Origin of the sequence: Microbacterium schleiferi (genome assembly GCF_015565955.1) — a bacterium.
GTDB lineage: Bacteria > Actinomycetota > Actinomycetes > Actinomycetales > Microbacteriaceae > Microbacterium > Microbacterium schleiferi_A.
This window is the reverse complement of record NZ_CP064760.1, coordinates 2169052-2190893: the sequence shown is the minus strand read 5'-3', so window position 1 is coordinate 2190893 and position 21842 is coordinate 2169052. Positions and strand designations below refer to the sequence as shown.

Annotated in this window: 16 protein-coding genes, 2 pseudogenes and 1 riboswitch; of the genes and pseudogenes, 14 read left to right on the top strand and 4 right to left on the bottom strand. The window is 67.9% G+C overall.

The window, feature by feature from the left end; genetic code table 11:
• Window positions 1–21: 21 nt before the first annotated feature.
• The 4 genes and pseudogenes from IT882_RS10570 to gcvP all read left to right on the top strand — a co-directional run bounded on the left by IT882_RS10570 (window position 22) and on the right by gcvP (window position 6045).
• Window positions 22–1206 (top strand): MarP family serine protease, encoded by a 1185-nt coding sequence (locus IT882_RS10570; protein ID WP_195691822.1) that lies wholly within the window; start codon window positions 22–24, stop codon window positions 1204–1206.
• 65 nt (window positions 1207–1271) lie between these two features.
• Window positions 1272–1363: riboswitch (glycine riboswitch) on the top strand.
• Window positions 1364–1527: 164 nt separating this feature from the next.
• The gene (locus tag IT882_RS10565; RefSeq protein ID WP_195691821.1) at window positions 1528–2763 is read left to right on the top strand and encodes a glycine cleavage system aminomethyltransferase GcvT; all 1236 of its coding nucleotides are present in this window, start codon (window positions 1528–1530) and stop codon (window positions 2761–2763) included.
• Window positions 2760–3143, top strand: a complete 384-nt coding sequence (gene gcvH / locus IT882_RS10560) for a glycine cleavage system protein GcvH (RefSeq protein WP_195691820.1) — start codon at window positions 2760–2762, stop codon at window positions 3141–3143. The genes IT882_RS10565 and gcvH overlap by 4 nt, the downstream gene beginning before the upstream one ends.
• Window positions 3140–6045: pseudogene (gene gcvP / locus IT882_RS10555) on the top strand (aminomethyl-transferring glycine dehydrogenase). Before gcvH ends, gcvP begins: the two are co-directional and overlap by 4 nt.
• An 85-nt stretch (window positions 6046–6130) precedes the next feature.
• Here gcvP and IT882_RS10550 read toward each other — a convergent pair.
• Both IT882_RS10550 and IT882_RS10545 read right to left on the bottom strand, forming a co-directional pair.
• Window positions 6131–7084 (bottom strand): hypothetical protein, encoded by a 954-nt coding sequence (locus tag IT882_RS10550; RefSeq protein ID WP_195691819.1) that lies wholly within the window; start codon window positions 7082–7084, stop codon window positions 6131–6133.
• Window positions 7085–7282: 198 nt separating this feature from the next.
• On the bottom strand, window positions 7283–8077 hold the full coding sequence (locus tag IT882_RS10545; protein ID WP_229382067.1) for a CPBP family intramembrane glutamic endopeptidase: 795 nt from the start codon (window positions 8075–8077) through the stop codon (window positions 7283–7285).
• 1078 nt (window positions 8078–9155) lie between these two features.
• Between IT882_RS10545 and IT882_RS16535 the strand changes: the two genes are divergently transcribed.
• From IT882_RS16535 to IT882_RS10530, 3 genes are all read left to right on the top strand, one after another.
• The gene (locus IT882_RS16535; protein ID WP_229382066.1) at window positions 9156–10127 is read left to right on the top strand and encodes an ABC transporter substrate-binding protein; all 972 of its coding nucleotides are present in this window, start codon (window positions 9156–9158) and stop codon (window positions 10125–10127) included.
• 196 nt (window positions 10128–10323) lie between these two features.
• Entirely contained in the window at window positions 10324–11859 is a 1536-nt protein-coding gene (locus IT882_RS10535; RefSeq protein WP_195691817.1) for an ABC transporter permease, read from the top strand.
• Between the two features lies 1 nt (window position 11860).
• Complete coding sequence (locus tag IT882_RS10530; protein ID WP_195691816.1) at window positions 11861–13066, top strand: ABC transporter permease; 1206 nt, start codon at window positions 11861–11863, stop codon at window positions 13064–13066.
• Here IT882_RS10530 and IT882_RS10525 read toward each other — a convergent pair.
• Window positions 13057–13671: a PH domain-containing protein gene (locus IT882_RS10525; RefSeq protein ID WP_195691815.1), complete on the bottom strand. Its 615-nt coding sequence runs from the start codon at window positions 13669–13671 to the stop codon at window positions 13057–13059. The genes IT882_RS10530 and IT882_RS10525 overlap by 10 nt on opposite strands.
• Window positions 13672–13700: 29 nt before the next feature.
• Here IT882_RS10525 and IT882_RS10520 point away from each other — a divergent pair, with 29 nt between their 5' ends.
• Both IT882_RS10520 and typA read left to right on the top strand, forming a co-directional pair.
• Complete coding sequence (locus IT882_RS10520) at window positions 13701–15440, top strand: ABC transporter ATP-binding protein (protein WP_195691814.1); 1740 nt, start codon at window positions 13701–13703, stop codon at window positions 15438–15440.
• Between the two features lie 98 nt (window positions 15441–15538).
• Window positions 15539–17449: a translational GTPase TypA gene (typA, locus tag IT882_RS10515; protein WP_195691813.1), complete on the top strand. Its 1911-nt coding sequence runs from the start codon at window positions 15539–15541 to the stop codon at window positions 17447–17449.
• Between the two features lie 18 nt (window positions 17450–17467).
• Here typA and IT882_RS10510 read toward each other — a convergent pair whose 3' ends face one another.
• Window positions 17468–18598 carry a serine hydrolase domain-containing protein gene (locus tag IT882_RS10510; RefSeq protein ID WP_195691812.1) on the bottom strand — a complete coding sequence of 377 codons (1131 nt, stop codon included), beginning with the start codon at window positions 18596–18598 and terminating at the stop codon, window positions 17468–17470.
• Window positions 18599–18672: 74 nt separating this feature from the next.
• On the opposite strand from IT882_RS10510, the gene IT882_RS10505 reads away from it, so the two are divergent.
• From IT882_RS10505 to dapC, 5 genes and pseudogenes are all read left to right on the top strand, one after another.
• Window positions 18673–19488 (top strand): AzlC family ABC transporter permease, encoded by an 816-nt coding sequence (locus IT882_RS10505; RefSeq protein WP_229382065.1) that lies wholly within the window; start codon window positions 18673–18675, stop codon window positions 19486–19488.
• Window positions 19485–19799 (top strand): AzlD domain-containing protein, encoded by a 315-nt coding sequence (locus tag IT882_RS10500; protein WP_195691811.1) that lies wholly within the window; start codon window positions 19485–19487, stop codon window positions 19797–19799. The genes IT882_RS10505 and IT882_RS10500 overlap by 4 nt, the downstream gene beginning before the upstream one ends.
• A 35-nt stretch (window positions 19800–19834) precedes the next feature.
• A complete protein-coding gene (locus tag IT882_RS10495; RefSeq protein ID WP_195691810.1) occupies window positions 19835–20218 on the top strand; it encodes a histidinol dehydrogenase in 384 nt (127 codons plus the stop codon).
• 10 nt (window positions 20219–20228) lie between these two features.
• The gene (gene fdxA / locus IT882_RS10490; protein ID WP_195691809.1) at window positions 20229–20549 is read left to right on the top strand and encodes a ferredoxin; all 321 of its coding nucleotides are present in this window, start codon (window positions 20229–20231) and stop codon (window positions 20547–20549) included.
• Between the two features lie 15 nt (window positions 20550–20564).
• Window positions 20565–21669, top strand: a pseudogene (gene dapC / locus IT882_RS10485) (succinyldiaminopimelate transaminase).
• The last annotated feature ends 173 nt before the right edge of the window (window positions 21670–21842 follow it).

Below are 21842 nucleotides of genomic sequence, written 5' to 3'. Positions count from 1 at the left end.
GTTGATCGACAGACTGGATGCGTGGTCCTCGGCATCCTCACCGACGTTCTCGTCGTGATCCTGCTGCTCGGTGCGCTTGCCTGGGGACTCGGCAGCGGAGTGCTCGCGATCCTCGGATCGGCCCTCGGCCTTGCCGTCGGTGGCATCGCGGTCTGGTGGCTCCTGCCGATCGTTGCGCCCCTGTTGCCCGAGTCCGACTGGCGCGGCCCGGTGCTCATTGCGGGAGTCGTTGCCGTGCTCCTGGGTGGCGCCGTCGCCGGGGGTGCGATCGGCAGCGCCCTGCGCCGCGGCGCCGAGAAACTGCGCCTGCACGTGATCGACCGTCTGCTCGGGGGCGTCGTCGCCGTCGTCGCCACGGCGCTGTCGCTCTCGCTGGTCGCCCAGAGCGCGGCGGTCTCGGGGGTGCCGGTCGTCACTGCCGCGACCTCCTCGTCCCGCGTCCTCGCGGCGATCGACGCCCTGACCCCCGCGCCCGTGAGCGCCGCTCTCGCGCAGCTGCGGCAGGCGGTCTTCGTCGACGCCCTGCCCCGGATGGGCACGCTGCTGGATCTTCCGGCCACGGCGCCCACCGCCCCCGCGGTGGCGCTGGATGACCCCGCCCTGAGCACTGCTGCGCAATCGGTAGCCCGTGTCTCCGGAACTGCGTTCGCGTGCTCCCGTGGCATGACCGGGTCGGGATTCGTCATCGCCGATGACCGCGTGGTGACGAACGCGCATGTCGTCGCCGGCATGGAGCAGATCGTGGTCGAGCTGCCGGGACGGATGGCGCAGGCAGGCCGCGTCGTCTGGTTCGACCCCGACCAGGATCTCGCCGTCGTCGCGGTCGAGACCGAGGACGCCGCGGCGCTGCCTATCGTGGCAACGCTCCGGGCCGGCGACACGGCGGCCGTCGCCGGCTACCCCTATGGGGGCCCGTTCACGCTGGGGCAGGCGTCAGTGCGCTCGGTCGGAACCGCGCAGGTGCCCGACATCTACGACAACGCGAGGGTGAGCCGCGAGATCTACGCGCTGGATGCCCGCGTCGCTCCCGGCAACTCCGGAGGGCCCGTGCTCACCGCGGGCGGCGCGGCGGCGGGCGTCGTGTTCGCCCGTGCCGATGACGGGTCGGATGTCGGCTACGCCGTCACCTCGGGGGTGCTCGCACCTCTCGCGCAGCAGGCGCCCGCGCTCGCCGAGCCGGTATCGACCGGTTCGTGCACCCCCTGACGCGCGTCGCCGTGCCGAAACCGCGTGCTGGGATATGCTGGCCGCGCAACTGAAGATCCGGCCACATGACGGGTGCGGGAGAGCCCCGGGTCACACCGGGCACCGAAGGAGCAAGCCTCCCCGCCAATCTCTCAGGTCCGCGTACCGCGCACGTCCGGCCACTCTGGAAAGCGTCATCACCCACGCATCGGGTGGCGTCCGCCGACGGTGAAAGCACAGCATCCGGTTCACCTGGATGCCGCGTGAAACTCTCAGGCCACAGACAGAGGGGGAGTTCACGGGCGTCGTACGGCGTCCCCCGTCCGACGACCGGGAGAACTCATGTCACACCCCGCTCCACCAGAATCGCAGCAGGCTCCACCCGAGCCGAAACGCTCGCCGCTCTACGATCGACATGTCGCCCTCGGTGCTGCGTTCACCGACTTCGGTGGCTGGCTGATGCCCGTGCGCTACGCATCCGACCTCGCCGAACACCACGCGGTGCGCGACGCCGCGGGCCTGTTCGACATCTCGCACATGGCCGAGTTCCTGGTGACGGGAGAGCCCAGCGGCGCGTTCTTGGACTACGCCCTCTCGGGCGATCACTCGGGTATGCGGGTCGGCAAGGCGAAGTACTCGCTCGTGTTGTCCGAGGACGGCGGCATCGTCGATGACGTCATCGTCTACCGCACCGCCGAGGATCGCTACCTCGTCATCGCCAACGCGGGAAACCGGGATGCCGTGGCCGAGGCCTTCCGCCTCCGTGCCGCACGCGCGCCGGTCGCGGCATCCTTCCTCGCGGCAGGCGAGCGCGGCCACGGGATCGCGTCCTTCCTGTTCGTCCCGGGCATCTCCGACACCGCACAGATCGAGGACGTGACCGATCAGTTGGCGCTGATCGCCGTCCAGGGGCCTGCCGCGCACGACATCGTGGCGGCGACATCCGATATCGACGACGTTTCCCCTGCGCTTGCCGACCTGGGTTACTACGCCTGGGCTGCCGGATCCTTCGCCGGCGAGCCGCTCTTCATCGCCCGCACGGGCTACACCGGGGAGGACGGCTTCGAACTGCTCGTCCCCCATCGTGCGGCCGGAGCCCTCTGGGATGCCCTGCTGGTGGCGGGAGAACCGTACGGACTCGTCCCGGCCGGTCTGGCAGCCCGCGACACCCTCCGGCTGGAAGCCGGGATGCCGCTGTACGGCCACGAGCTTTCGCTCGAGACGACGCCCGCCCAGGCGGGGCTCGCGCGCAGCGTTGCCGACGGCAAGCCCGACTTCGTCGGCAAGTCAGTGCCTCAGGCTGAGGATGCCGACCGCCGCGTGCTCGTCGGACTCGTCTCCGAAGGCCGTCGCGCCGGACGCGCCGGGTATCCCGTCGTCGATCAGGCAGCCGGCGGTGCGCCGGTCGTCGGGGAGGTGACCTCGGGTGCGCTCAGCCCGACTCTCGGCCATCCCATCGCCCTCGCCTACGTCGACCCCGCGCTCGCCGAGCCCGGCACCGCCCTGGCGATCGACGTTCGTGGCACCCTCATCCCCGCATCCGTGACGACCCTGCCCTTTTACCGGAGGACGAAATGACCGATCTGACGACCTTGAAGTACACCGCCGAGCACGAATGGCTGCGCCTGGAGGGCGATGAAGCCGTGATCGGGGTCACCGATTACGCCGCCGACAAGCTCGGCGATGTCGTCTTCCTCGAGCTTCCGGGCGTCGGAGACGGTGTCTCGGCCGGCCAGGTCTGCGGCGAGATCGAGTCGACGAAGTCCGTCGGTGAGCTGTTCGCACCCGTTGACGGCGAGGTGCTCGCCGTCAATCACGAGGCCGTCGACGATCCGTCCGTGGTCAATTCCGATCCGTTCGGTGCCGGCTGGCTCATGAAGCTCAAGGTCACGCCTGCCGACATCGACGCGCTCCTGGACCGTGACGCGTACGTCGCGCTCACCGGCGGCGCTGCATGATCGTCGGTTCCTTCGCCGAGCGCCACATCGGAACGGACGCCGCAGCCCAGCGGCAGATGCTCGACGCGCTCGGCTACGAGAGTGTCGATGGGCTCGTCGAGGCGGCGGTGCCGGCATCCATCCACGCCGCGCCGCGGGACGGGTCGCGGATTCCCCACGCCGCGACCGAGGCGGAGGCTCTCGCCGAGTTGCGCGCCCTGGCCTCGCGCAATCGGGTGACGCGGTCGATGATCGGCCTTGGCTACTACGACACCGTGACGCCCGCCGTCATCGCACGGAACGTCTTCGAGAATCCCGCCTGGTACACCGCGTACACACCCTACCAGCCCGAGATCTCGCAGGGCAGGCTCGAAGCGCTCATCACGTTCCAGACGATGGTGACCGACCTGACCGGGATGGCGACGGCCGGCGCCTCGATGCTGGATGAGTCCACCGCCGTGGTCGAGGGGATGCTGCTCGCTCGCCGGGCATCCCAGAGCTCATCGACCGTGTTCCTCGTCGATGCCGACGCTCTGCCGCAGACGATCGCGTTGCTGCGCCACCGCGCCGAGGCGCTCGGGATCGACATCCGTGTCGTGTCCTTCGTGGCGGATGCGGGGATCGAGCTGCCCGAGGCCTTCGGTGCCTTCCTCCAGTACCCCGGTGCGTCGGGGCGGGTGTGGGATCCGAGCGAGGCGATCGCCGCCGTCCACGAGCACGGGGGATTGGCGGTCGTTGCCGCCGACCTCCTCGCCCTGACGCTGCTGCGCTCGCCGGGCTCGCTCGGCGCCGATGTCGCGGTCGGCACGACGCAGCGTTTCGGCGTGCCGATGGGCTTCGGCGGCCCGCACGCCGGCTACCTCGCCGTGCGCGCAGGGCTCGAGCGGCAGCTTCCCGGACGTCTCGTGGGAGTCTCGGTGGATGCCGACGGCCGGCCCGCGTACCGGCTGTCGCTGCAGACGCGTGAGCAGCACATCCGACGCGAGAAGGCGACCTCGAACATCTGCACCGCGCAGGTCCTGCTGGCTGTCATGGCCGCGATGTACGCCGTCTATCACGGCCCCGAAGGGCTCAAGCGGATCGCGCAGGGCGTGCACGCGAAGACGGCGCTCGTTGCCGGTTCACTGCGGGCGCGCGGGGTCGAGGTGCTGACGGAGAGCTTCTTCGACACGATCCCGGTGCGGGTCGCGGATGCCGATGCCACGGTTGCGGCGGCGGCGGGCCTCGGCATCCTGCTGCGGCACGTGGATGAAACCACCGTCGGGATCTCGATCGACGAGGTCAGCGCTGCCGACCCGACGATCGAGGCCGACCTGCTCGCCGCGTTCGGCGCGACAGGAGAGGCGCCGACGGAGCTTCCGGAGGACTGGTCGTGGTCGTCGCTGGCCGATGTGCGCATGTACCCCGAGACGCTGCGACGCACGGATGCCTACCTCACCCACGAGGTCTTCCACGCGCACCGGTCCGAGACTGCCATGATGCGGTACCTGAAGACTCTCGCCGACCGTGACTACGCCCTCGACCGCGGCATGATCCCGCTGGGCTCGTGCACCATGAAGCTCAACGCCGCCACCGAGATGGCGGCAGTGTCATGGCCGGAGTTCGCGCGGGTGCATCCGTTCGCTCCGGCATCCGATGTCGGCGGGTATCTGTCACTCATCGACCAGCTCGAGACGTGGCTGGCTGAGGTCACCGGCTACGACACCGTCTCGGTCCAGCCCAACGCCGGGTCGCAGGGGGAGCTCGCGGGCCTGCTCGCTATCCGCGGATACCACCGCTCGCGCGGTGACGAGCAGCGGACGGTGTGCCTCATCCCGTCGTCGGCGCACGGGACGAACGCGGCATCCGCGGTGCTGGCTGGCATGCGGGTGGTCGTCGTCGCGTGCGACGAGGCCGGCAATGTCGACCTCGCGGACCTGCGGGCCAAGATCGCCGAACACGTTGACGCGCTCGCGGCGCTCATGATCACCTATCCCTCGACGCACGGCGTGTACGAGCACGATGTGCTGGCGATCACCGCCGCCGTACATGAGGCCGGGGGACAGGTGTACGTCGACGGCGCGAATCTCAACGCGCTCGTCGGCTACGCCCGGCTCGGAGATCTCGGCGGCGACGTCTCGCACCTGAACCTGCACAAGACCTTTGCGATTCCGCACGGGGGCGGCGGGCCGGGCGTCGGTCCGGTCGCGGCCAAGGCGCACCTCGCGCCGTTCCTGCCCTCGCATCCGATGGCGCAGCGGGATCGGCATCCGTCTCTCTCGGATGCCGAGGGCGCGGTGTTCGCCGGTGGTCCGATCTCGGCGGCGCCGTATGGGTCGGCATCCATCCTCCCGATCTCGTGGGCCTACGTGCGGATGATGGGGGCCGACGGCTTGCGCGAGGCGACAGGCTCCGCGGTCTTGGCCGCGAACTACATCGCCGCGCGGCTCCGCGAGCACTTCCCCGTGCTCTACGCGGGGAGAACGGTCTGGTGGCGCACGAGTGCATCCTCGACCTGCGGCCGCTGCGGGATGCGACCGGGATCACCGTCGACGATGTCGCCAAGCGCCTCATCGATTACGGCTTCCACGCCCCCACGATGTCGTTCCCGGTCGCGGGAACCCTCATGGTCGAGCCGACGGAGTCCGAGGACCTCGGAGAGATCGAGCGCTTCATCGAGGCCATGATCGCGATCAAGGCCGAGGCTAACGCCGTCGCCGCGGGGGAGTGGCCCGCGGGCGACAATCCGCTCGTGAACGCTCCGCACACGGCGGAGTCCATCGCGGTCGGCGAGTGGCAGCATCCGTACTCGCGCGAGCAGGCTGTGTATCCGGTTCGCTCGCTCATCCGGTCGAAGTACTGGCCCCCGGTCCGCCGGATCGACCAGGCCTACGGTGACCGCAACCTGGTCTGCGCCTGCCCCCCACCCGCCGCCTTCACCTAACCCCCCCGCCCCCGCCCACCCCCAAATCCGCGAGACGTAACCTGGCGCGCCATACGTCACCCCGTTTCACGCGCCAGGTTACGTCTCACGGGGTGGCCGGGACGGGCGGGGCCGGGGGAGAGGGTGGCGAGCATGGCGGGTTGGGGCGGGCGGATGCGGCGGACGCCGGCTGCCTCGAGCGCTCGGCGCAGGGGTCGGCCCGCATGGCGTCGTGCCAGTCCCAGCGCGCAAAGCCTCGAAGGTGTCGGCGCAGGCGGTCTTCGCGGCGTTTCTCGGCGATGAGGTCGGCGGGTGCGGCGTACTTGCCATACCCGTCGGACTCTCCGGCGACCCCGGAGCGCGGCCAGAAGAAGTCGCAGCGGTCGTCGTGACCCTCGAGGTGGAACGGATGCTGCAACTCGGGTTCCTCGAATCCCAGCCAGCTGATCACCGCGCGGCTCACTGACTCGCCCACGCTCTCCGAACGGGGGTCTGCGTGATCGAGCGCCCACACGCAGCGGCGCCGATGGCGGCGATCCACCTGGAGCGAAAGGGCATCCCGAACCTCGGCGATCGTGCAGAGACCGAGTTGGCGCTCACTGATCGTGGCGTCTACCGCCGCGAGACCCCACGCGGGGCGAAGAGCGCGCATCAGCGCGACCGCGGTATCAGCGGGAGCAGTCAACAGAAGCCCACCAGCCTCGACGACGCGGGGCGGCGCGATGCTCGCGTGCCTCACGACGTCCCCCACGCGGTGGGAGCGCGCCGCCCCGCCATCGAAGAGATGGATGTCGCGCGGCTCGCCGAAGATGGGCTGACCCCATAGGGCAGCGGCGGACTCGCGGCAGAACACGGCATCCGGTCGCAGCAGCGCGACGGCGTGAACACGCGCCAGGTAGCGATCCCACGGGGGCAGAGCGCGCCAGGCCGCCGCATCCGCCCATACGCCGTGCCGAACGCGTACGAGAGTGCGGTTATCACGCGGTCGAGTCGTCGGCGCGGCATCCGACGCGACGTGAAGGCGAACGGGACTCGGAGAGATCGCGATCCTCGGTTGCATCCTTCATGGTGAGCAGCTCTCCACCCACCCATACCCCGTCGCGGTCCCTGTCGGTGCACAACCCTCCCGCCCCTCCGCCCGTGGAGGACCCCCGCTCCCGGCCCACCTGATCCCCGTGAGACGTGCACTCGCGCGACGGACGTACCCCGTGCGTCGCGCGAGGTTGTGTCTCGCGGGGATCAGGGCGGGGCAGGGGGGCTAGAAGACCGTGGGGAAGAGGGATACCGCGAGGGGATAGCCGATGAACGCGACGATGTCGATGAGGGTGTGGGCGATCACGAGGGGCATCACGCGACCCCATCGGCGGTAGCACCAGCCGAAGACGACGCCCATCGCGAAGTTGCCGACGATCGCTCCGAAGCCCTGGTAGGCGTGGTACGCCGCGCGCAGGCCTGCCGTGGTGAGGATGATCGCCCACCAGTTCCAGCCGAACCGGCGGAGGCGGTCGAAGAGGTATCCGAGGAAGATGACCTCCTCGGTGAGCCCAGCCCGCAGCGCCGCAAGGATCAGCAGCGGGACCGTCCACCACGCGGCATCCAGCGGTGAGGCGCTCACCTGAAGGGTGATCCCGAGCGCGCGGCCGATGACGTACAGAGCAAGACCGGGGATGCCGATCACGGCGCCGAGCAGCAGTGCACGGCCGACATCGCCGCCGAAGCGGGAAAAGTCGAGGCCGATCCGCCGCAGGGCATTGGACCCCGGCTCCCACAGCAGATAGATCACGAGTGCGACCAGCGCCAAACCGAAGAAGATGCTGAGGAACTGGTAGAGCGCGTTCCACAGCGCCTCGGCGTCCCGGTTCGGGTTCAGCTGGGTCTGTTGCTGTGCGAGGGTCTGATTCTGCTCGGCGGCGCGAATGAGCGATCGAACGAACGACAGGAGGCTGTACAGCGCCGACTGGCCAACGGTGATGGCCAGGACGATCCACAGCTCCCACGTCAGCCGCGTACGTGTTTGCCCCTCAACGCGCGAAACGTTCAGCACTTCGCTCACAACAGGAGGCCGCTTCCGGGGGTGCACCTTGTCAGATTGCCACATGCAACTCCCGCCGAGTTAAGGGTATGTAACTTTTCGGCCTCAGGTTTTGAACAACTCACAGCCCGCGCTTAGGGTTTTTCCATCCGTGCCGGGGTCAATCATGCCCCCGGCACATAACCCCTTGCACAGGAGGAAATGTGAAGATCGCACGTCTTGCGGCGGGCGTAGGCGTCGTTGCAGTGGGAGCACTCGTGCTCGCCGGCTGCAGCAACCCCTACCAGTCGGATGTCGTGGAGAACTCCGAAGTCACCGTTGCGTACAACGAAGGCTTCTTCCACTTCAACGACGACAGCTCCGCTGGCAACAACACCGCCAACGGCAACATCAAGTACATGACCGACACCACGTTCGGTTACTACAACAACACCCCTGAGTGGGTGCGCAACACCGACTTCGGTTCCTACGAAGTCGTGAGCGAAGACCCGCTGACGGTCGAGTACACGATCACCGCAGACGCCGTATGGTCCGACGGTGTTCCGATCGACGAGGCCGACATGCTCCTGGAGTGGGCCGCCCTCTCCGGCAACGTCAGCGACGCGTTCTCGCCCGCTGCCACGACCGGCTACAACCTCGTCACCCAGACCCCCGAGACCGGCGACAAGACGATCACCCTCGTCTACGACGAGCCGTACGTGGACTGGGAGCTCGTCAACCCGCTCGGTGTGTCGGCACACGGCACCTACGCACTCGCCTTCCCCGACGAGTACGCCGACGTCCAGGCTGCCTGGGACACCTACTCGGCTTCGGGCGAGCAGGGCGACTGGGACAAGTACAGCGAGGCCGCCAAGAGCTTCGCCGAGACCGCCAAGCAGAAGGTCGTGGATGCCATCACCAACGGTGACGACGCAGTCCTCGACGCGCTCGGCACCGCATGGGGCGACGCCTACGCCTACACCTCGCTGCCGGACAGCCCCGCTGCTGCCCTGACCAGCGGCGCGTACACGATCGAGGAGACGGCTGAGGACCAGTACACGACTCTCGTCGCCAACCCCTCTACACGTGGGGTCCCTCGCCGAAGTTCGAGCGCATCACGGTGCGCGCGATCGGCGACGCCACCACGGCGCTGCAGGCCCTCGAGGCCGGCGAGCTCGACATCTGGACGGGTCAGCCCACCGCTGACATCCTCCAGGTTGCCGAGGGCATCGCAACCGCTGAGGTCCAGACCGGTGTCCAGGCCTCGCACGAGCACGTCGACCTGACCGTCAACAACGGCGGTCCGTTCGACCCGGCTACCTACGGTGGCGACGAGGCGACGGCACTTGCCGTCCGCCAGGCGTTCTTGAAGACGATCCCGCGCCAGGAGATCGTCGACAAGATCATCGTGCCGCTCAACCCCGATGCTGATGTTCGCAACGCGAACCTCGTGAGCGAGGCTGACACGGTCCGTTACCCGATCCTCACCGCCGACAACGGTTCGGCCGACTACGCCGACGTCGACATCGAGGGCGCCAAGCAGCTCCTCGCCGACGCCGGTGTGACCACGCCGGTCGAGGTCGGCTTCTGGTACCCCGAGGGCAACGTCCGTCGTGGCCAGGAGTTCGAGCTCATCGCAGCTTCGGCCGCGCAGGCTGGCTTCCAGCTCGTCGACCAGAGCGAGCCGAACTGGGAGTTCACCGACCCGTCGGTCAACCCGATCAACCCGCACGACGCCGTGATCTTCGCCTGGTCGCAGACCAGCCTCGCCGTCGGTGGATCGGACCAGATCTACGCGTGCTACGACTTCGCAGCACCGGACACCAAGGGTGGAAACTACAACGGCTACTGCAACGAGGACGTCACGGCTGCACTGCAGACGCTCAACGTCACCTCGGACTACGACACGCAGACCGACCTCCTCAACGAGGCCGAGATGGGTATCTGGTCGGATGCCGTCACGATCCCGATCTTCCAGTTCCCCGGTCTGCTCGTCTCGAGCGACCGCGTGACCGGAGTGAAGGCCATGCCGCTGAGCCCGGACTACTTCTGGAACTTCTGGGAGTGGGCACCGGTCGACGCTGAGGGTTGATCCCTCCTTCGGGGAGCGGCTGAGCCGCTTCCCCGAAGTCGACACCAATAGCGTGGGCGCCGAGGTGACCCCTCGGCGCCCACAGCTGTGTCGCGGCGACCGGCCGCGACATCGCATGCCGTAGTACCTTTGGGCAAAGCTCTGCCCCGAATGGAACACCCATGACACTTGAGTCCGCGAACCCGCGAGGCCGAACGTGCTGACGTTTCTCCTGAGGCGACTGGGCGCGATCCTGCTCGTGCTCCTTGTCGCATCGTTCATCGTTTACACCCTCACCGCGATCGGAAGCGACCCGCTAAAGGACCTGCGCGGCAGCAGCGCACCCAACCGCGAAGAGCAAATCGCCTACCGCATCGAGATTCTGAATCTCGATCTGCCTCCGGTCGTCCGCTACTTCACGTGGCTGGGCGGCGCCGCGCAGTGCCTCATCCTGCGATGCGATCTCGGGCTCGCCTACACCCGCGGCAATCAGCCCGTCACCGAGGCGTTGGCCTCCGCGGCTGGTTCGACGATCCAGCTGGTCACGGCAGCCACGATCATCGCGATCCTCGTCGGTGTCACGATCGGTATCATCACGGCGCTTCGCCAGTACAGCGGATTCGACTACAGCGTCACCTTCCTGACCTTCATCGTCTACTCGCTCCCGATCTTCTGGGTCGCGGTGCTCCTCAAGGAGTTCGGCGCGATCCGCTTCAACGAGTTTTTGGCCGATCCAAATGTGACCTGGCTCGCGGTGCTCATCACCGGGTTGATATCCGGTGTCGTGTTCATGAGCCTTCTCGGAGGTTCGTGGAAGACCCGGCTGATCACCTTCGGCTCGGCCTTCGTTGCCGGCGCGGGCATGCTGGGGCTTCTCGGCGTCACGAATTGGTTCGCCCAGCCGACCATCGGCCTCATCGGGGTCATCGTCACCGGAGTGGGCGCTGCCGTCGGCGTCACCGCGATCTCGACGGGCCTGGCCAACCGGCGCGCGCTCCTGGCCTCCCTCATCACGGTGGCAATCTGGATCGCCCTCTACTTCCCGCTGCAGTACCTGTTCTTCTATGTCCCCGAGGGCTGGATGCTGATTCTGCTCGGCATCGCGGCGATCGGCATCGGCATCGTCGTCGGCCTCATCGTCGGGGGCGACGGAAAGCGGGAAGCCGCGCGTACCGCGGCGATCGTCAGCTTCATCACCTTCTTCGTCATCGTCATCGACCGCGTTCTGCTGGTCTATCCCGACTACGTGCAGCGGATCCCGCAGAGCGGCGTCATCGCGACGATCGGCTCACGGACCCCCGGTTTGCAGGGTGACATGTGGTTCCAGATCCTCGACGGGTTCTCGCACCTCATCCTCCCGACAATCGCCCTGGCTGTCGTCTCGATCGCGGCTTATACGCGGTACACGCGCTCGAGCCTGCTCGAGGTCATGAACCAGGACTATGTGCGTACGGCGCGGGCCAAGGGCCTCACGGAGCGCACCGTTGTGGTCCGCCACGCGATGCGCAACGCGCTGATTCCGATCGCAACGATCATCGCCTTCGACATCGGCGCGCTCATCGGCGGCGCGGTCATCACCGAGACGATCTTCGCCTGGAAGGGAATGGGTTCTCTGTTCGTCGATGGCCTCGAGAAGGGTGACGTCAACCTCGTGATGGGCTTCTTCGTCGTCACCGGCGTCCTGGCAGTGATCTTCAACCTGATCGCTGACCTCCTCTACTCCGCTCTCGACCCACGGATCCGGGTGAACTGACATGGCGACTTCGCTTCCCACAGATGCGCCCCAGGACCGGGGCTCCGAGCAGACGATCGAACAGAAGGCCGTCGCGGGCATGAGCCAGGGCGCCCTCGTGCGCCGTCGCTTCTTCCGCCACAAGCTGGCGATGACCGCGCTGGTCATCCTCGTCCTCGTCATCCTGCTGGCATTCACCTCCGTCGGGACCGTCATCGGAGGCACCGGGGCCCTCGAGGCCAATGCCGCCGGGGTCCTCTCGATCAACGGGTGGCGTATCCCCGGCTGGTGGCCGTTGAACTGGTGGACCGCCTACCCCGTTGTCAACGGCGGGCAGCCGACGCTATCCCTGTGGCCCCTGAGCTTCGGTGAGCACCCGTTCGGTCAAGACACACTGGGTAAGGACGTTTTCGCGCAGGTCATGCGCGGTACGCAGCAGTCGATCACCGTCATGTTCCTCGTCGGCCTGGTTTCGCTGGTCGTCGGTGTGAGCCTCGGCGCGGTGTCGGGCTACTTCCGCGGCTGGTCGGACTCGCTGATCATGCGGTTTACCGACGTCATCATCATCATCCCGATCATCGTCCTCGGTTCGATCATGGGGAAGCTGTTCGGCGGCAACGCGTTCGTCTTCGGACTGTTCCTCGGCATCCTGAGCTGGACCGGTCTTGCCCGCCTCGTTCGCGGTGATTTCTTGTCGCTGCGAGAACGCGAGTTCGTGGATGCAGCCCGGGTCGCCGGTGCGAGCAACGCGCGGATCATCTTCCGGCACATCCTCCCGAACGCCGTCGGCGTGATCATCGTCAACACGACGCTCCTGATGAGCGCCGCTGTGCTGACGGAGGCGGCCCTGAGCTTCCTGGGCTTCGGCATCCAGTACCCGGATGTTTCCCTCGGCCAGATCATCAGCACGTACCGTGAGGCGTTCCGGACGCGTCCGTGGCTGTTCTGGTGGCCGGGTCTGTTCATCATCCTGCTCGCCCTGTGCATCAACTTCATCGGTGACGGTCTGCGAGACGCCTTCGACCCGCGTCAGCAGGCGAAGGTGAGTCGCCGCAAGGCATCCCGTGCCGTCGCGGCTATTCCGTCGGTGCAGGCGGTCACGATGGTCGAGGCTCCGACGTCGGATTCCGATGTCCCGTACATGGATGAATTCACCGACCTCGGCGAGGGGTCTGGGCCTCCCGGTCGCCGACGAGATCGCGGCGACAGATCGGATGATCAGCCGTGAGGCAGCACGAGGCTCGCAACCGCGGCGGCCGCGAGCGCAACGGTGCCCGCGATCAGCAGCGGATGCCACGTCACGACCGTCTGGCCCACCGTGGTCACATCACCCGGCGCCACGACGTCTTCACGGCGGTGGCGGTCGAGTTCGCGGCGCACGAGGCCGGTGGCATCACCGGAGGCGGTGCCTTCGGCATCCGACGGGCGACGCGTGTCGTCGTCCCCGGGCGCATGCGCGACATCGGCGCGCTGCGTCGACAGGGCCTGTCGGGCTCCCGGTGCGGGAGCTGCCCAGGCGCGGATGAGGCGGCCGCCGCGCGTGCGGATCGTGAGCGCGAAGCGGGAGTCGATCGCGTCGATGTCGCTCCACGGCACGCGGTAGGTGCGAACGATGTTGCTCACCTCGACGAAGCCTTCGGAGACGCGAACGAACGGGCGCAGGTACAGCAGCCAGGCGCCCCAGCCGAGCAACACGACCGGCCACGCCCAGCGGGCAAGGTCGAGCAGTCCGCCGTCTACGGCGATGAATACGAGGGCCGCTGCCGTGATCACGAGGGCAAGCGTGGCGATGATCATGCCGCCGCGCGGGCGAAGAGTGACCGGTTCGGGCATGCGCCCATCCTGACACGGGAGAACGAACGATGACTTCTGATCAGCCGCGCACGGGCGGACGCCTGGGACGCAAGGAACGGGCCGCGCAGACCGCCGCGACGTCAACGGCAGGCCCCGCACTGTCGGTATCGAACCTGGGTGTCGAGTTCTTCGTCGGCGGTAGCTGGGTCGCCGCTGCCAAGCACGTCAGCTACGACCTCATGCCCGGCAAGGTCCTCGCGATCGTCGGTGAGTCGGGCTCCGGAAAGAGCACCAGCAGCATGGCCATCATGGGTCTGCTGCCCAAGAACGCCCGGGTCCACGGGAGTGCGAAGCTCGCCGGCAAGGAGATTCTCGGTGCGCGCCCCGAGGCTCTGCGGAAGGTACGTGGCGAGGGCATCGCCGCGATCTTCCAGGAGCCCATGACGGCCCTGAATCCCGTCTACACCATCGGCTTCCAGATCTCGGAAGCGCTGATGACCCACCGTCCCGGAATGACGCGCAAGCAGGCCAAGGAGCGCTCGCTCGAGCTGCTCCGTCTGGTCGAGATGCCGGATCCGCTGAAGGCCTTCGACTCCTACCCCCACCAGCTCTCGGGTGGGCAGCGCCAGCGCGCCATGATCGCGCAGTCGATCTCGCTGGAGCCCCGTGTGCTCGTCGCCGACGAGCCGACGACCGCGCTCGATGTGACGGTGCAGGCCGAGATCCTCGATCTGCTGCGTAACCTCCACACGAAGCTCGACTCAGCCATCATCCTCATCACCCACGACATGGGCGTGGTTGCTGACATGGCCGATGACGTCATGGTGATGAAAGACGGGGACGTCGTTGAATACGGGCCTGCAACGCAGGTCTTCGGTGAGGCCGAGCATCCGTATACGCGCGCGCTCATGGCATCCGTGCCCCACCTTGGCCTCGGGGAAGCGCGGGCCGAGGAGGAGACGCGACGCGACGACTCGACCGCGGCTCTGCGGCTCGAGAACGTCTCGATCGAATACCCCAAGCGCGGCCGCGTCCCCGCCTTCCGCGCGGTCTCGGATGCGACCCTGTCGATCCAGCCGGGCGAGGTGCTGGGTCTGGTGGGGGAGTCGGGGTCGGGCAAGACAACGATCGCCCGCGCGATCGTTGGACTGGTGCCGATCGCCGAGGGATCCTTGCGCGTTGCCGGTCAGGACATGGTCGGCGTGAACCCCAAGGAGCTGCGGGCGGTGCGCCGAAAGCTCGGAATCGTGTTCCAGGATCCCGGGTCCTCGCTGAACCCGCGCTGGCCGGTCGGTGAGTCGATCGGTGAGCCCCTCGAACTGGCGGGCCGCGACCGGAAGGAGATCTCGCAGCGCGTCGAGGATCTGCTCGATCTGGTCGAGTTGCCGCGCGATTTCCGCAACCGGTACCCGCATGAGCTCTCGGGTGGGCAGCGTCAGCGCATCGGTATCGCGCGCGCCCTGGCGCTGGACCCCACGGTGCTCGTGGCCGACGAGCCCACCAGCGCCCTGGATGTGTCGGTGCAGGCGCGTGTGCTCGAACTGCTGCAGGCGATCCAGAAGGAGAAGCAGTTCGCGACGCTGTTCGTCACTCACGACCTCGCGGTCGTGGACCTGCTGGCTGACCGCATTGCCGTCATGCAGCACGGACGCATCGTCGAGCAGGGGTCGAAGGAGCAGATTCTGCGCAACCCGCAGGATGACTACACCAAGCGACTCATCGCGGCAGTGCCGGTCCCTGACCCGGCCGAGCAGCGCGAACGTCGCGAGGCTCGGGCCGCTCTCCTGGCAGAGCAGAAGTCCGCGTAAGGCGCTCGCGACCACCGTTCAGCGGTGCCTCAGCGCTCCTGAGATATCCTGGAGGGCGCCGGCATCCCGGCCGCCTCCCCACCCGCAAGGATTCCCTCATGGCGCATGCCCTCCGTTCGGACCTCCGAAACGTCGCGATCGTTGCGCACGTTGACCACGGCAAGACAACGCTCGTGGACGCGATGCTGCGACAGACCGGCTCGTTCGGTGAGCACGCGCACGTCGAAGAGCGCGCGATGGACTCGAACGACCTCGAGCGGGAAAAGGGCATCACGATCCTCGCGAAGAACACCGCGATCACCTACAACGGTGTTCACACCGAGGTCCCCGTGACGATCAACGTGATCGACACCCCGGGTCACGCCGACTTCGGTGGCGAGGTTGAGCGCGGCCTGTCGATGGTCGACGGTGTCGTGCTGCTGGTGGATGCCTCGGAGGGTCCGCTGCCCCAGACGCGTTTCGTGCTGCGTAAGGCCCTGGAGGCGAAGCTTCCCGTCATCCTTCTCGTGAACAAGACCGACCGTCCGGACGCCCGCATCGCTGACGTCGAGGAGGAGAGCCACGACCTGCTGTTGGGCCTTGCCTCCGACATGGTCGACGACGTGCCCGATCTCGACGTGGACGCACTTCTGGATGTCCCCGTCGTCTACGCGAGTGGGCGCGCGGGAGCGGCATCCCGCAACCGCCCTGCCGATGGCTCCCTTCCCGACAACGACGATCTCGAGCCGCTCTTCGAGGCGATCCTCGAGCACGTTCCGGCGCCGTCTTACGACGATGAGGCGCCGCTGCAGGCCTGGGTGACGAACCTCGACTCCAGCCCCTTCCTCGGCCGCCTCGCGCTGCTGCGCGTGTTCAATGGCACCCTCAAGAAGGGTCAGACTGTCGCGTGGGTGCGCCACGACGGTTCGCACACCAGCGCGCGCATCACCGAGTTGCTGAAGACCCGTGCGCTGGAGCGCTATCCGGCGGAGTCCGCCGGCCCCGGCGACATCGTTGCGATCGCGGGCATCGAGAACATCACGATCGGCGAGACGATCGCCGACCCCGAAGATGTGCGCCCGCTGCCGGCGATCACGGTCGATGACCCCGCCATCTCGATGACGATCGGCACCAACACCTCTCCGCTGGTCGGCAAGGTCAAGGGTCACAAGCTCACCGCCCGTATGGTCAAGGACCGGCTGGATCGCGAGCTGATCGGTAACGTCTCGTTGAAGGTCGTTGACATCGGCAAGCCGGATGCCTGGGAGGTGCAGGGCCGCGGCGAGCTGGCGCTGGCGATCCTCGTCGAGAACATGCGGCGCGAAGGCTTCGAGCTGACCGTCGGCAAGCCTCAGGTGGTCACCAAGAAGATCGATGGGAAGACCTACGAGCCCTTTGAGCATCTGACGATCGACGCGCCCGAGGAGTACCTCGGGGCCATCACGCAGCTGCTCGCCGCCCGCAAGGGGCGCATGGACAACATGACCAACCACGGCACCGGCTGGGTTCGCATGGAGTTCGTCGTGCCCTCCCGCGGGCTCATCGGCTTCCGCACCGAATTCCTCACGACGACCCGTGGCACGGGTATCGCCAACGCGATCTCGCACGGCTACGAGCCGTGGGCGGGTCAGATCGTGACGCGCCAGAACGGGTCGATCGTCGCTGATCGCTCCGGCGTCGTGACCCCCTTCGCGATCATCGCGCTCCAGGAGCGCATGAGCTTTTTCGTGCAGCCCACGGAAGAGGTCTACGAGGGCATGGTCATCGGTGAGAACTCGCGCAGTGATGACATGGACGTGAACATCACCAAGGAGAAGAAGCTCACGAACATGCGCTCCTCCACGGCCGACACGTTCGAGTCGATGACTCCGCCGCGCTTGCTGTCGCTGGAGGAGAGCCTGGAGTTCGCGCGCGAAGACGAGTGCGTCGAGGTGACGCCCGAGAAGGTGCGCATCCGCAAGGTCGTCCTGGACGCGACCGAACGTGGCCGTGCCGCATCGCGCCTGAAGCGCCAGGACGCCAACGCCTGATCGCAATCCCGGGAGGGATCAGTCCGCGAGGATCAGCTCCTGCAACTGCTCGAACAGATGCGCCGGCAGATCGGGGTCTGGTCCGGTGGCGTTGACCACGATCGCCACCGCCGTCGCGGATTCCGGGTGGTACATCGCGAGGGCCTGGTAGCCGAGACCGTTGCCCGTGTGGCCGATCCACTTGCCGATCCGGCCGATGCCGAAGCCGTACTCGTCGTAATACGGGCTCGCCGGATCAGGGGCCGTGTCGTGCCACTCCGACACCCGACGTTCCTGTGCCGAGTCTGACACGAGCGAACCCGTCCCCAGCGCCTCGGCCCATCCCGCCAGGTCGCCGGCCGTGCCGAACAGGCCGCCGGCTGCCGAGAACGCACTCGCGCGGACCGTGGGAAGTTCTTCCACGGTGCCGTCAGCATCCACCTGGAACGGCGTCGCGGCATCCTCGGGGGGCAGGGCGTTGCCGGGATAGATCACGGAGTTCAGTTCGAGTGGTTCCAGGATTCCCGTGCGGACGGCTTCAGGCCAGCTCTGGCCCGACGCTGTGTCGATGATCTGCCCGAGCAGGACCGTGTTGGTGTTCGAGTACTCGTAGCTGGTCCCGGGCGGGAACTCCTCGGGGAGGCCGGCAGTCAACCCGTACAGGGTCGTGTCGGTCCAGCTGCGCGTCCAGTCCTCGACCAGGAGGTCGACAAGCCCTGCCTGCGTCGAGTAGCTGGGGACACCCGAGGTCATCGTTGCCAGCTCATCGATCGTCGCGGTGGTTTCGATCCCCGTCCCCGCGGCAGGCGCTGTGGCATCGAGGTCGAGGATGCCGTCATCGGCGAGCTGCAGGATCACCGTCGCGACGAACGACTTGGTGACAGAGCGGTAACCGAACAGGGTTTCCTCCGTGACGGGCGTGCCATCGGCATCGGCGACCCCGGCCGGATAGACCGTGGTTACTCCATCCCGACGCACCGCGATCGCCCCGCCGGGGACGGAGGCCGCATCCAGCGCCGCAGCGAACGCCTCGCCGAGCGGCGCTGCCGGCGGCGTGGGGCTGCACCCCGAGAGGAGTGCGGCGACGAGCGTGGCCGTGGTGGCGCTGACAGCAGTGATGCGGGTGGCTCCCGCGAGCGAGCGCCCGCGGCGTCGGGTTCGGCGGGTCATTCCCCCAGCCTACGGCGGCGCGGGGACGCGCCACTGACAGCAGAAAAGGCTCGCGGACTGCGAGGATGGCGAGCATGCGGCACGGTGAGGAGCCGTCGGAACAGGGCGGAATGGACGCCGCGCGCGGCGCATGGCGCCAAGGCGTCGGCGTCGCGCTGGCCACGAGCGCCTACGGCGTGTCGTTCGGCGCACTGTCGGTCGCGGCGGGTCTCGACGTGTGGCAGACGTGTGTCCTCAGCCTCGTGATGTTCACGGGCGGATCGCAGTTCGCCTTCGTCGGCGTCATCTCTGCCGGAGGGCTGGCTGCCATCCCCGCAGCCGTTGCCTCGGCTGCCCTGCTGGGCGCGCGAAACATCGCCTACGGCATCCGGATGTCGACGCTGTTGCCGCCGGGACGGTTCACACGCATCGCGGCGCCGCAGTTCACGATCGACGAATCCACGGCCGTCGCCCTGGCGCAGGGCACACCCCGGGCCCGAACCGTCGGTTTCTGGGTCACCGGCATCGGCATCTACCTCGGCTGGAACCTCTCGACCCTCGCCGGTGCGCTGCTGGGTGATGTGCTCGGCGACCCGCGCGCGTACGGGCTGGATGCCGCGGCCGCTGCAGCCTTTCTCGCCCTGTTGTGGCCGCGCCTGCGCGGGAGACAGCCGATCGTCGTCGGCATCGCGGCGGCGGTGGTCGCGACAGTGCTGACGCCGTCTCTCATGCCGGGTCTTCCGGTGCTCATCGCCGCCCTCGTCGCAATCGTCGTCGGGTGGGCCGACTGGGGAGGCGGCGCGGCGAAGGGCGGCGCAGGGCCCGCGGGTGGCCCCGGCGTCGACAGCAGTCTCGGATCCGATGGCCTCGACGAACCCGATGATCTTCCCGAGCGGGAGGGGCTGCCATGACCCTCTGGAGCGCTATCGCGCTGGCATCCGTCATCTGCCTGGCTCTCAAGGTGACGGGGTATCTCGTTCCCCCTCGCCTGCTCGAGGCGCCTCGACCCGCGCGCATCGCCGATCTGCTCACCGTCGCCCTGCTCGCCGCGCTCGTCGCCGTGCAGACGTTCGGGCTCGGGCAGGAGATCGTCGTGGATGCACGGGTTCCCGCGATCCTCGTGGCGGCGGGCCTCCTGCTGCTTCGTGCGCCGTTCCTCGTCGTCGTGGTGGCGGCAGCCGCGGTCGCGGCGGCGCTCCGGTGGTGGGGCCTGGCGGTGTGAGGTTTCGCACAGAGGCGCCGCGATACAGTGATGCGGTGCCGCGCTTCTCGTTTCTTCGCCTTGCCGGGTGGGTGGTCGCGCTGGTCGTCGGGGTGATCTACGGCGCCGCGGGCACCGTCAGTCACGCGTACCGCGTGTTCGGTCTTCCGGTGGGCCTCGTGCTGGCCATGGTCGCCGCGGGAGCGGTCATCATCGCGGTGCGCGCGCTCACCGCCGACCGGTGGGCGGCCCTTGCCACGGGTCTGGGTGCGATGGGTGTCGCGATCGTCCTGTCGGGCACCGGGGCCGGCGGTTCGGTGATCGTGCCGCAGTCGATCCTGGGGGTCGTCTGGACGCTGTGGCTTCCCGCCGTTACGGCGTTCGTGGTCGCGTGGCCAGAGCGTGTCGATCGCGGCCGGGCCGTCCGGACAGCCGACTAGACTTGCTCTCGTGACGTATGTGATCGCCCTTCCGTGCGTCGATGTCAAGGATCGTGCCTGCATCGACGAGTGCCCCGTCGACTGCATCTATGAGGGGGAGCGCAGCCTCTACATCCACCCGGATGAGTGCGTCGACTGCGGCGCCTGCGAACCCGTATGCCCCGTCGAGGCGATCTACTACGAAGACGACCTGCCCGAGGAATGGCAGGACTACTACAAGGCGAACGTCGAGTTCTTCGATGACCTCGGTTCGCCCGGTGGAGCGGCCAAGGTGGGTGTGATCCCCAAGGACCACCCGGTCATCGCCGAACTGCCCCCGCAGAACCACTGACCCGGGTTTCGACCGATGGGCGTCGCCGATCTGGCCGATTACCCGTGGGACGCGATGGCGCCCTACGCCGCGCAGGCGCGCTCGCACCCGGATGGGATCGTTGATCTCTCGATCGGTTCGCCGGTCGATCCGACCCCGGACGTGATCGCTCGGGCGCTTGCGGCTGCGACTGACGCTCATGCGTACCCGCAGACCGTGGGGACGGTCGCGCTGCGCGAGGCGATCGTCGACTGGTATGCGCGCCGACGCGGGGTTCCCGGTCTCACGGTCGACAGCGTGCTCCCGACGATCGGCTCGAAGGAACTCGTGGCCCTGCTGCCGCTGCTTCTGGGACTCGGGCCGGGGATGTCGTTGTGCATCCGGTCGCGGCCTACCCGACCTACGAGGTCGGAGCTCGCGTGGTCGGCGCCACCCCGGTCGCCGCAGAGGATCCGGCACAGTGGCCCGCGCAGACACGGTTGGTATGGCTGAACTCGCCCGGCAACCCGGACGGCGCCGTGCTGGATGTCGCGGCCCTGCGCGCTGCTCGCGACCGGGCCAGAGAGCTCGGAGCTGTGCTCGCGAGCGACGAGTGCTACGCCGAGCTCGGCTGGGATTCGCCCTGGGACCACGAGGCGATTCCGTCGGCGCTGGACCCACGCGTGACCGACGGCGACAACACCGGCGTGCTGTCGGTGTATTCGCTGAGCAAGCAGTCCAACCTCGCCGGCTACCGCGCCGCCTTTGTCGCGGGGGACGCGGCGATCATCGAGCCGATGCTGACAGCGCGCAAGCACTTGGGACTGATGCCCCCGCTCCCGTGCAAGCTGCCATGGCCGTTGCCCTGGGCGATGACTCCCATGTGGCCCGGCAACGGGAGCTCTATCGTCATCGGCGCGGGCTCCTTCGCCCCGCCGTCGAGAGCGCGGGGTTCCGCGTCGATCGGAGCGAAGCGGGACTCTATCTGTGGCTCACCCGCGGTGAGGATGCCTGGGCCTCGGTCGAGTGGTTCGCGCAGCGCGGCATCCTCGTCGGACCCGGGATCTTCTACGGTCAGGCCCATACGCACCACGTGCGGCTCTCGCTGACGGCAACCGATGAACGCATCGCCGCCGCGGTCGATCGGCTCCGGGCCGGTTAGCGGGCAGGCGGAGCAGTCGGTGGGCCGCGCTGCGAGGTTTTCTCCATCGAAACTGTCCCCGCTTTGGCTGTGCGCACAGTAGGCCGGACCGACTACTAGGCTGTAGGGGCAGCCCGGGCACCGACACGTGCTTGGACGGCTCCGCGAGGCGACGAACCCGTCCCGGGGGCCGA